Source organism: Cytobacillus sp. FSL K6-0129 (assembly GCF_038007625.1).
GTDB classification, from domain to species: domain Bacteria; phylum Bacillota; class Bacilli; order Bacillales; family Cytobacillaceae; genus Cytobacillus; species Cytobacillus kochii.
The window spans coordinates 897845-909353 of the sequence record NZ_JBBOXM010000001.1 but is presented as its reverse complement, the minus strand read 5'-3'; the positions used below and the strand labels follow the sequence as shown (position 1 = coordinate 909353).

Below are 11509 nucleotides of genomic sequence, written 5' to 3'. Positions count from 1 at the left end.
TATGCTTGAAGTTTTTGCTTGTCGATTACCGCAAGTACATTCAGAGGTAACTTTACATCATTATAGCGACTATTTACCACCATTAAAAAGAACACAAATCCACCGTTATAGAAGAATAGAAGATGCATATCGTACGTTAGTAGGTTATCTATTATTAAGGAAAATACTTATGAAAAAGTTACCTAAAGTTGATCTTACAAAGCTCGAATTCAGCAAATACGGTAAACCTTTTTTGAACGCGGACCCTTTTCCCCCTTTTAGCTTGTCTCATTCTGGTGATTGGTGTGTGTGTGCCGTTGGATCTGATGGAATGGTAGGGATAGATTTAGAAAAAATAACTAAACCAAAGCCAGAGTTACACTCCCTTTTGTTTCGAGAGGAAGAAGAGTGTATGGGAGCGAAAGATTTTTTTAATCGTTGGACGATAAAAGAAAGCTATTTAAAAGCCATCGGTACTGGTTTACTTGTAGACCTCCAAGAAATAGAACTCGAAGAAAAAAATCGGAGTGAATTCGATGTCAACCATCAACAAAAACGGTATCCAGGGGGAAAAGTAAAGGTATATAACCTCCTAAAGCAATATAGCTTATCAATTTGCGCATTGTCACCCGAGGAAAAACTTCCTCATCATCTACAACTTGTCACATTTGAAGAAATTATCAAACCCAGCGTACAAACAGTATAAAGCGCTGGGTTTCATTTTATGAACCTCATTTATATGACGGAATACATAAAGAAATCTTGCTGAGTATGGAGAGCGTTTGATCAGAAGAATTGTTGCAATGCGTTTAAGAAATGTGTAAAAAGAATAAACATTTATTTTCATGGGAGTTGACCTCTTATGTTTACTGAATGTATTAAATATTTCTATTATATTTGACAATTTGTCTAGTTATCTATTAATATTCTATATATTCAGAATTTAGGAGGGCGAGAATGAAATCCTATTTAACCGTCAATGATATCTTGCAAAGGAAGCATTTCGATCAAATAGAAATAGTTGCAGGGAAAGATGGGTTAGTAGATCAAGTGAAGTGGGTTCATATTGTTGAGGTAACGAAAATAGGGAATCTTTTAAAAGGAAATGAACTAATCCTTTCAACCGCTGTTGCATGGCGAGAGAGAAAGGAATTATTTATCTCAATTGTACAACAGTTAATTAAGTCGAATGCAGCAGGCTTATGTATTGAATATGGCACTTATACGAAGGGCATACCTCATGAAATTATCTCTATGGCAAACAAAGCGAATTTCCCCATTATACTCATATTAAAGGAAGTTCCTTTCGTAGAAATCACGCAAGACATTCATACATCTTTAATTAATCAGCAATATGATATGTTAGCTAATTTAGAAAAAATCTCTCATATCTTAAATAAGAAACTTCTTTCTATTAATCATTATGATGAACTTTTGAAGGTCATTTATGAAGAATTGCAAGTGCAAATTCTATTATTATTTCAAGATGAAAGTGCGAAGTTTTATCCTGTACTACCAGAAATAAAAAGAGAAAATATCCTAAAGAAGGTACAAGCCCAACAAGAACCTTCACGTTTTGTCGTAAGAGCTACTATTGAACTTTTAGGAGAGAAATTTGCTGAACTTATCATCATTTCTTCATCTCATCACTTAACAGAATATGATCAGCTAATTGTAGACAGAACAGCTAACGCTCTAGCACAATTCTTTATTCGTGAATTATATGTAGAGGAAAAAAGAAGGTTAGAAGAAAGTGAGTGGGTAAATTCTTGGTTAGAAGGTAAGGAAACGACGCCTTCATTACTAAACCATGTATCTGCCTATTTACCGAAAGCACCTCGAGGGGCGGTTGTATGTGTCTATCAAGTGGAAATGTTAGAAAATTTAACTTACTTCAAGTTGTATTTTCGCTCCATATTAGAACAAAAAGGTTTTTCTTTCTTAGCCGTTGAGAAGCACAAAGCAATTGTATTTATATTATTTAATGAAAGAGGATTAACTGATTGGAAGAGGAGAGTAGTACAAGCAATTGAAAAAATGAAGCAATTATTTTCGGATATGCAATCAGACACGACTTTTAATTTTGGAATTGGAAAATATGTTTGTGATTTGAATGCCGTGCATGAGAGTTATCAAACGGCATTAGAAACAATCCAAGTGAATCAACAATTTTATCATCGTTCGTATTCAAGTATGTTTTATGATGACTTACATATATTTCGTATTATCTCAGTTGCCAGTAGACATATGAATTTACAAGGAATGATCGAAGAATATTTAGGACCGATTGTTGAATATGATACTGCACATCAATCAAAGTTAATGGAAACATTAAAAATGTACTTAATTTGTAATGGCTCAAAAAAAGATACGGCACAGAAATTGTATATTGTTAGACAAACTTTATATCATCGGTTGGAAAAAATTGAGCAGTTATTAGGCTCCGATTTTATGAGTCATGAGAAAAGATTGGCATTGGAATTTATGCTATTAAGCTATGATTTTATCCAGCGACCAATCGATAAAACAAATAAAGTAAAAAAGAATGAACCGTCTCTATAGTAGTCGGTTTATTTTGCTTGTTACGATTTCCTTTGAGGCACTGATTTCAAGATTTACCCTATTCTTTCATATAGACCGTTTGTTTATGAATGACCGTTATCCTTTTTACAGTATGTCTAATGAAAAAGGGATAATAAATAAGAGATAATGAAATCAGAATAATCAATCTTTAATAGGAGGTTTGATGATGAGCGTAATTGAACAGGAAACGAAAACTTTACAGAATTTTATTAATGGCCAATGGGTACCTTCACAATCTACAGAAACAATGGAGGTGCCTAACCCAGCAACTGGGGAAATTATTGCAAAGGTACCTATATCCACGAAATCAGATGTTGATCAAGCAGTAAAGGCAGCAGCAAATGCTTTTCAAACTTGGAAAAAAACACCGGTTCCAAAAAGAGCGAGAATTCTCTATAAATATCATCATTTGTTAACGGAAAACCATGAAAGATTAGCAAAATTAATCGTAGAAGAGAATGGTAAAGCATATAAAGAAGCATATGGGGAAGTGCAAAGGGGAATTGAATGTGTGGAATTTGCCGCTGGAGCCCCAACACTAATGATGGGAGAAACTTTGTCGACGATTGCAGAAGACATCGATTCACAAATGTTTCGTTACCCACATGGAGTTGTCGCTGGTATCACACCATTTAATTTCCCAATGATGGTTCCTTTGTGGATGTTTCCACTTGCCATTGCATGTGGCAATACTTTTGTTCTTAAGCCATCAGAGCGAACGCCTATTTTATCTAATGAGTTGACGAAGTTGTTTATGGAAGCTGGTGCACCAGCTGGCGTCTTAAATGTTGTCCACGGTGCGCATGATGTAGTTAATGGCTTACTGGAACATCCCCTCGTCAAAGCAATTTCATTTGTTGGTTCTCAACCGGTTGCGAAATATGTCTATGAAAAAGCGGCTTCTTACGGTAAAAGAGTGCAAGCATTATCAGGAGCGAAGAATCATCATATTGTTATGCCAGATGCGGATAAGGAGAAAGCGATTAGCCATATTATAAGCTCTACATTTGGCAGTGCCGGTCAGCGTTGTATGGCTTGTAGTGCGGTTGTTGTGGTAGGTGATGGATCTGAGTTTGTTGAAAAGCTTTCTCAAGCAGCAGATGAATTAATTATTGGTGAAGGATCTAATGAAGAAGTCCTGCTAACACCAGTTATAAGAGATTCTCATCGTCAGAAAGTTTTAGGATATATTGAGAAAGGCATTGAAGAAGGAGCAGAGCTGTTACGTGATGGTAGAGCTGTTATGTCTGAAATGAAAAACGGCACATTTTTAGGTCCGACAATTTTTGATCAAGTCACACCTGATATGACCATTGCAAAGGATGAGATATTTGCCCCAGTGCTAAGTTTATTGCGAGCGAAAGATTTAGATGAGGGATTAGCTTATATTAGTCAATCAAGATATGGAAATGGCGCAACGATTTATACGAAAGATGCGCGTGCTGTCCGTCAGTTCAGAGAAGAAGCGGATGCAGGTATGTTAGGGATCAATATTGGTGTCCCAGCAACAATGGCCTTTTTTCCTTTCTCTGGGTGGAAGGATTCGTTTTATGGTGATTTGCATGTAAACGGGAAAGATGGTGTTAATTTTTATACCCGGAAGAAGATGATTACCTCACGTTTTGATTATTAATAAGGAGGAAAAGTGCATGGCTGAAATTAAGGAAGAGAAAGGGTTGCTTAAGAAAGATGCAGAGGTTGTTTGGCACGCGATGAAACCATTTAGCCCTAATAGCACAATTATAGCGGAAAAAGCAGATGGTGCTTGGGTTACTGATCATGAAGGTAATCGCTATTTAGATGCAATGGCAGGTTTATGGTGTGTTAATGCAGGCTATGGTAGAAAAGAGCTCGCAGAAGCAGCATACGAACAATTAAAAGAGATGAGTTATTTTCCTTTATCACAAAGCCATACACCAGCGATAAAATTAGCTGAAAAACTAAATGAAATGCTCGGTGGCGGCTATGTATTCTTCTTTTCAAATAGTGGCTCAGAGGCGAATGAAACCGCATTTAAAATCGTTAGACAGTATTATAAACAAAAGGGAGAACATGAACGCTACAAGATTATTTCTAGGTATCGTGGGTATCATGGGAATACGATGGCAACACTTGCAGCAACAGGGCAGGCGCAAAGAAAATATAAATATGAACCGCTCGCACCTGGCTTTATTCATGTCGCACCACCTGATATGTATCGCCAACCGGAAGATGAAACCTTGGCATCTACCAAGCTTCAATCAGTACAGGATATAGATAAAGTAATGACATGGGAGCTAAGCGAGACCGTTGCAGCTGTCATAATGGAACCAATTATTACAGGTGGCGGGGTTATTATGCCACCAGAAAACTATATGAAAGGAGTAAAAGAGGTTTGTGAGAAGCACGGGGCATTGCTCATTAGTGATGAAGTTATTAATGGCTTTGGTCGCACGGGTGAACCGTTTGGATTTATGAATTATGAGGTCTCACCAGATATTATTACGATGGCAAAAGGGATAACAAGTGCGTATTTACCATTGTCAGCTACCGCAGTGAAAAAAGAAATCTATGATTATTTCAAAGGAACAGAAGAATATGATTACTTTCGCCATGTGAATACTTTTGGAGGAAACCCTGCTGCTTGCGCTTTAGCATTGAAAAACCTAGAGATTATGGAAGATGAGAAGCTGTACGAACGGTCGAAAACAGCTGGGGATGCGCTAAAGAGGACATTACTGCAAAAGCTGCAACATCACCCTTATGTAGGGGATGTGAGAGGAAAAGGTTTATTAATAGGTATTGAGTTAGTAGAGGATAAGGCGACGAAGGAACCGCTAGCTGTGGAGTATGTGAATAAGATCATTTCCGGATGTAAGGAGAAAGGTGTACTAATAGGTAAAAACGGAGCAACTGTTGCTGGATATAATAATATTATTACACTTGCCCCACCGTTAAATATAACTGATAGTGATATCACTTTTTTAATTGATACATTAACAGAGCAAATGAACCAACTTTAAATATATGCTGCACTGGCTTGCCATTGATTGCAACCAGTGCTTTTTTCCATAGATGTATGTATGAACGGTGTTAAGAAGTCATTAGCTAGTTTTTTTATTTGTTATGAGAATATATTTCTCACCATTCATTTTTCTATGTAGGTTGTATCATTGGTATTTAATAAGCAAATCAATATAACATCCACTCATTATTTGCTAGAATAAAATTTGTAAGGAAGGAGCAGACGATAATGGTTCAAGAGATACAATTAAACAATTATACATTACCTATTAATCAATATAAGGAAACCTCAGTAAATGGTTTAAAACAAATTGCCATTGACTTTAAAGTAACGAGTGAGAACTATCATGATATTGCTGTGCTTTTATATGAAGAAAATTTTGATGTGCAAGTTCCGGCGAATAATTTTAGAATGAAGGCCGCAATAACTCAATATTATACATCAGTAACAAATCTGTATCGTGAAGGTGAAATTGGCGACTATCATGTAACCTTACGGGAAGTTTTAGGTGAATAATCAAGAATAACGTAATATTGTGCTCATAAAGGCATAATATTACGTTTTTATTTTATCGAAAAATTCATTGCTAAAAAGTGTTAAAATATATATGTATAAAAAAGAGAAAGGAGTGAGGGATGATATTAACGAAAATAAACAGTCAGCTAGATAAAATGATGCCCTTGATTACTCCTACTAGTGTCATATTGGGTATATGCTTTGCTATCTATTTAAAAAATCTAGATAGTCTTATCCCATGGATCTTTGCATTTATGACATTCGCAGGTAGTTTGAAAGCAAATTTTACATCGATGAAAGAAGCCATCACTCATCCTTTGCCACTATTTATTGTCTTATTTGTTCTACATATTTTTATGCCATTATGGGCCTTTACTGTTGGTCATATTACTTTTCCAAATGATACTTATACAATTACTGGTCTAATTTTAATGATGGCAATACCTACAGGAATCTCAAGCCTGATATGGGTTTCCATTTACAAAGGCAGTATTCCATTGACTTTAACGATTATTCTCGTTGATACGTTATTATCACCAATACTTGTGCCACTTACACTAAAGCTCTTAGTAGGAGCAAAAGTGGAAATGGATGTCATAAGCATGGTGAGTGGGTTAATCATGATGATTGTCATTCCATCTATTTTGGCAATGATTGTTAATTCGATCGCAAAAGAGAAGGTTTCAAACATACTTAGTGCAAGACTTGCTCCATTTTCTAAAATAGGTATGGCGACTGTTGTAATGATTAATAGTGCCGTTGTTTCATCCTACTTGACTGCCTTCGATTTACGTTTACTAGCATTAGTTGTCACCGTCTTCTTTATAGCCTTTACAGGATACTTAGTAGCTTTTTTAATTGCTAGAAAAATAGTAGGGAAAAATAGAGAAGCGGTGATTGCGATTACTTTTAATGGTGGTATGCGAAACATTAGTGCAGGCTCTGTATTAGCAGTTGCCTATTTCCCACCGCCAGTGGCCGTGCCTGTTGTTATTGGCATGCTATTTCAACAAATATTAGCAGCTTTATTTGGGATGATTATAAATAAGGTTGAAGAAAAGGATCGACTGAATGTGAGGAAAGAGGCCGTGTGAAGATAAAAGAGACAGTCCTATGAAGGTGGTCTAATCTCGAAGCTTGGAGATAATAGTTTTTGGTATAAGTCATAATTAAAAACCCGAAAAACATTTTAATCACAATGAAAAAATGTCTTTTCGGGCTTTCTATTAGGCTTATTTTTTTACAAGATTGTTAGCGGTTCTTTCTCATTTGTAATAACATACCAATATAGATGAATAGAGAAACAACAACTGAAATGGCAGCAACGATATAGATAGAGCTATATCCTAAGTAAAAAGCGATTTGCCCAAACATAATTGATCCAATACCGATTCCTAAATCAAAAAAAGAAAAGAACGTGGCATTAGCCATTCCTCTACGATTGACCGGTGCTTCTTTAACAGACCAAGCTTGCAAAGCTGGTTGGATCGTACCGAAACCTAAACCATATAATATGGCTGCAGTAAATAGAATCGCATTACTCGGTAACCATGCGAGTAGAAGCATGGCAGCAATAATAAGGAGCACACCTGGAATAAATACAGCTTGATGCCCTCTTTTATCATAAATTCTACCTGCAAAAGTACGGCTGATGAGCAGAGCTAAAGCATAGAGAAAGAAATACCATTCAATTCCATCAATACCTTTTTGTAATGAATAGATAGGTAGAAATGTAGCAATCCCTCCAAATGTAACGGTTACAAAGAAGATTAATATGGAAGGGGGCAGAGCGGATTTCTCGTAAACATCAAACTTTTTCTTTTCTACTACGCTAGCAGTATAATCTACTTGTTTATATTTTATGAATGATGAAAGGATGAAAGCAGCGAGTCCTAATAAAGAACAGATTAGAAATAAGGAAGTAAAGCTAATATTACCAATGAGTGCTAATCCTAAAGTAGGACCAAAGGCAAGAGCGAGATTACCTGATAGTCCAAAGTAACCCATCCCTTCGCCACGTCTTTTCTGTGGAATAAGATCTGTTGCGATTGTCCCTGAAGCTGTTGTAGAGAATCCCCATCCTAAACCCTGAACTAATCTGAGTATAAGGAGAAAGGCAATACTCGTAATAAAGCCAATGACTCCAACGGAAAGAACAAATACAGCTAGTCCAATAAGAAAGACAAACCGCCTGCCTTTTGATTCTAACGCATGTCCCGCAAAAGGACGCATAATAAGGGATGAAAAGGTAAATATCCCGATGACTAACCCGATTAATTGGTCATTGCCACCAAGTTCTTCGACAAACAAAGGCAATGTTGGTAATGTCATTTGAAAACCTAAAAATACAAAGAAGTTTGCAAAACAAATTAATGTAAAATCCTTAGTCCAAATTCTTTCTTTTTGTAATGAATTTGTTGATTGATCCAAAACCCCACCTCATTTATAAATATATATACCAATAGATATATTTTGATTCCCTAAATATCCATTATAGTAAAGAAAATTATATTTGCAAGGAAGTGAATAAACATATTTTAAAAAGGTTTAAATCAAGATAGTACGGGGTAATATTTATATTAACAACAATTAATAATAGAGTATAAGATAAATTTCATTTAAGGTTTGAATTATCAGAAATTTTTTGTTATAATAGAAAAAAGGTCAAGGGGTTGATTTCAAAATGGAAAAGTACACGCTTAACTCAACAGTCCAAACCGATGAAAACCAATACTCAGTCGTAGCGGAACAAGTGTTAAATAAGGCTATACTTGACTTCAGAATGAAAAAGCTCCGCCAAGAAATTGATAACGCTCTTGAAGAAAGAAACGAAGAGAGATTTATTGAATTAACTGATGAATTAAATAAGTTAACGAATGAATAAAAAAAAGCAACCTTCTTCAAGGAAGGTTGCTTTTTTGGTATTGAAAGAAATGGAGAGAAAAGCATTGAAAATACGAGAAAGAGGAATAATCATTGGTAGTATACCAACAGGGGAAAATAATTGCTTGATTGATGTTCCCGGGGTGAGAGTCGGTCATAAAACCATTGATGAAAAGACGGAAACAGGATATGCCTGTACAGGTGTCACAGCCATTTTACCACATGGTGGTAATTTGTTTAAAGAAAAAGTAGTGGCCACATCGTATGTTATTAATGGTTTTGGTAAAACCACTGGGCTGGTACAAGTAAATGAATTAGGACAGATAGAATCACCCATTATGTTAACCAATACATTTTCAGTCCCGGCAGTTACACAAGGTACCCTGCAATATATGTTACAAGAAAATAAAGACATTGGAGATACAACAGGGACGATTAATATTGTCACTGGAGAGTGTAATGATGGTCTACTGAATTCAATAAGAGAAATGGTTGTTACACCTAAAGATACTATAGAAGCCATCTTGAACGCTTCAACAAATCCAGTGGAAGAAGGTGCAGTTGGTGCAGGTAAGGGAATGGTATGTTTTGGCTATAAAGGAGGGATAGGTACTTCTTCTAGAAAATTGTCAGTAAATGACGGGAGATTCTTTCATGTAGGATGTCTTGTCTTAAGTAATTTTGGAGGAAAACCTGAATTCCCTTTTAATCGTTATTTTAAAAACAACCTACATTATCCTTTAGAGTTAGATAAAGCAGCTGACGGATCAATTATAATTGTATTAGCAACAGATGCTCCGTTAAGTGATAGACAATTACACCGAGTTGCTAAAAGATGTGGAATTGGACTGGGTAGGACGGGTAGCCATTATAGTCATGGTAGTGGAGATATCGTTATTGCTTTTTCTACTGCAAATACAATAAAGCACAAACAATCATCTTATTTGCATACGATGAAAACTTTAAGAGAAGATCATTCAATTATGAATGAGCTGTTTGCAGCAGCAGCAGAAGTAACAGAAGAAGCAATTATGAACTCATTATCCCAAGCTGAAACGACCATTGGAAGAAATGAAACGGTTGTACACTCCTTATTTGATTTAGCTTAAATAAGGAGTGAATATTAAAAGTGGATTTGACATTATTCATACTTATACAAATGAAAAAGGAATACATAAAATAATCCTCGAAATAAATTTAGTTGAATAATACAGCAATCAAAAAATGATCAGACCATTATTTATTAAACTACAAATGTTGAAGCGGAGACATTTATGATTCAATTTGTCTCCGCTATTACTCTATTATGTGAAGTTTTGTTCATATAAATAATCAGTGTTTAATAAGATAGAACCTACAACTGGTCAATCGTATATGTTAAAGAAAGCTATATTATCTAAAGGCGATTAATTATTGAATAAACAATAGCACAATAAAAAAAGCAAGCATAAATACTAGTCCTATAGGTAAACCGATTTTCGCCCATTCTTTACTCGTAATATTTAATTTACCGGCTGCAATAATATTCGGGATATTGCCGGGGACAAGCATCCCACCGCTTATTAAAAGGCCGAGTAATATCGCTTGAATGGTTTGATTACTCATAGAAGGGCTAATTTCCGCAGCAGCTAATGTCGCATTATCAAGTACTGCAGATAATGTATTAATCCAGTACAGAGCAGAAGGCGATAGGTTGATCAAATATTGACTAATTAGTGGTTCAAATCCTGCACCTAAAAATGTTAACCCCATTACGAAGAAATAAATTTTTAAAGAACGGATACTTATTTCACCATAGCCTTCTTCCTCGTTGTGCACCATTTTGCTGAATTTATCTGTTTGGCTGGGTGATTTAACAAAAATAGCGGCTAGGAAACCGAAGAATAACAAGGCAATTAGAATCTCTTTACCAACTAAATTGATAAGAAAGAAGAAATCCTCATTTAATTTACTAATAGCGATTGTTGAAAGTGGTTCACCAATCGGTGTTAAAGATGCACCTAGACCAATAGAAAAACAGGAAAGAACAACAAAAATGATTAGTGATTGCCTATGTAGTGGAAGTGAAGAAGCAATAAGGACAAGAATGAGTGCGGCAATAATTGCAGTAATAACACTTGAAATCAGTCCTAAAAAGATCACTGTGAAAAAAATAAAAAACCAAAAGGGTACGCGTTCACTAACATAGACGATTGAATTTTGCAGTCCGCGTCGAAACCACTTGAATAACACACCTGCTATAAAAACCGCTATTGCGATGTTAATTGGTGCAATTGCTGCCTTAAAAAATAATGCTTCCGTATAGACTTGACTAATAAAAACAGCTAAAACGCCCATAATGAAAAGAAATATTTCTAAATTTTCTTCGACTACTTTCGAACTAAAGGGCAGAAACAACACAAGTAAAAAAATGATGATCAGTCCAGTTAACATATAACAATCCCCATTTAATTGTTTTTCCTAACCTTAGAAACGGTTGGATATGTTATATATATGAGAAGATAGGACAAACTTTACAAGAAATATTTAAGAAAGGGTATAGCA

The 11509-nt window shown here is 35.5% G+C and carries 10 protein-coding genes; 8 read left to right on the top strand and 2 right to left on the bottom strand.

The window, feature by feature from the left end; genetic code table 11:
- Position 1: 1 nt before the first annotated feature.
- The 6 genes from MHI57_RS04425 (at position 2) to MHI57_RS04400 (ending at position 7176) form a co-directional block, all read left to right on the top strand.
- Complete coding sequence (locus MHI57_RS04425; RefSeq protein WP_340975224.1) at positions 2–685, top strand: 4'-phosphopantetheinyl transferase family protein; 684 nt, start codon at positions 2–4, stop codon at positions 683–685.
- 251 nt (positions 686–936) lie between these two features.
- Positions 937–2541 (top strand): PucR family transcriptional regulator, encoded by a 1605-nt coding sequence (locus MHI57_RS04420; protein ID WP_340975222.1) that lies wholly within the window; start codon positions 937–939, stop codon positions 2539–2541.
- 187 nt (positions 2542–2728) lie between these two features.
- A complete protein-coding gene (locus MHI57_RS04415) occupies positions 2729–4195 on the top strand; it encodes a CoA-acylating methylmalonate-semialdehyde dehydrogenase (protein ID WP_340975220.1) in 1467 nt (488 codons plus the stop codon).
- A 16-nt stretch (positions 4196–4211) separates the two neighbouring features.
- Positions 4212–5564 carry an aspartate aminotransferase family protein gene (locus MHI57_RS04410; protein WP_095373068.1) on the top strand — a complete coding sequence of 451 codons (1353 nt, stop codon included), beginning with the start codon at positions 4212–4214 and terminating at the stop codon, positions 5562–5564.
- Positions 5565–5794: 230 nt separating this feature from the next.
- The gene (locus tag MHI57_RS04405; RefSeq protein WP_095373069.1) at positions 5795–6082 is read left to right on the top strand and encodes a DUF3219 family protein; all 288 of its coding nucleotides are present in this window, start codon (positions 5795–5797) and stop codon (positions 6080–6082) included.
- A 119-nt stretch (positions 6083–6201) separates the two neighbouring features.
- The gene (locus MHI57_RS04400; RefSeq protein WP_307313538.1) at positions 6202–7176 is read left to right on the top strand and encodes a bile acid:sodium symporter family protein; all 975 of its coding nucleotides are present in this window, start codon (positions 6202–6204) and stop codon (positions 7174–7176) included.
- 157 nt (positions 7177–7333) lie between these two features.
- Here the strand turns inward: MHI57_RS04400 and MHI57_RS04395 are convergent, their stop codons facing one another.
- Entirely contained in the window at positions 7334–8512 is a 1179-nt protein-coding gene (locus MHI57_RS04395) for an MFS transporter (RefSeq protein WP_307313540.1), read from the bottom strand.
- Positions 8513–8765: 253 nt separating this feature from the next.
- On the opposite strand from MHI57_RS04395, the gene MHI57_RS04390 reads away from it, so the two are divergent.
- Complete coding sequence (locus MHI57_RS04390) at positions 8766–8966, top strand: IDEAL domain-containing protein (RefSeq protein WP_224938368.1); 201 nt, start codon at positions 8766–8768, stop codon at positions 8964–8966.
- A 49-nt stretch (positions 8967–9015) separates the two neighbouring features.
- A complete protein-coding gene (locus MHI57_RS04385; RefSeq protein WP_340978542.1) occupies positions 9016–10074 on the top strand; it encodes a DmpA family aminopeptidase in 1059 nt (352 codons plus the stop codon).
- Positions 10075–10375: 301 nt separating this feature from the next.
- Here MHI57_RS04385 and MHI57_RS04380 read toward each other — a convergent pair whose 3' ends face one another.
- Positions 10376–11398 carry a DUF1646 family protein gene (locus tag MHI57_RS04380; RefSeq protein ID WP_340975218.1) on the bottom strand — a complete coding sequence of 341 codons (1023 nt, stop codon included), beginning with the start codon at positions 11396–11398 and terminating at the stop codon, positions 10376–10378.
- Between the last annotated feature and the right edge of the window lie 111 nt (positions 11399–11509).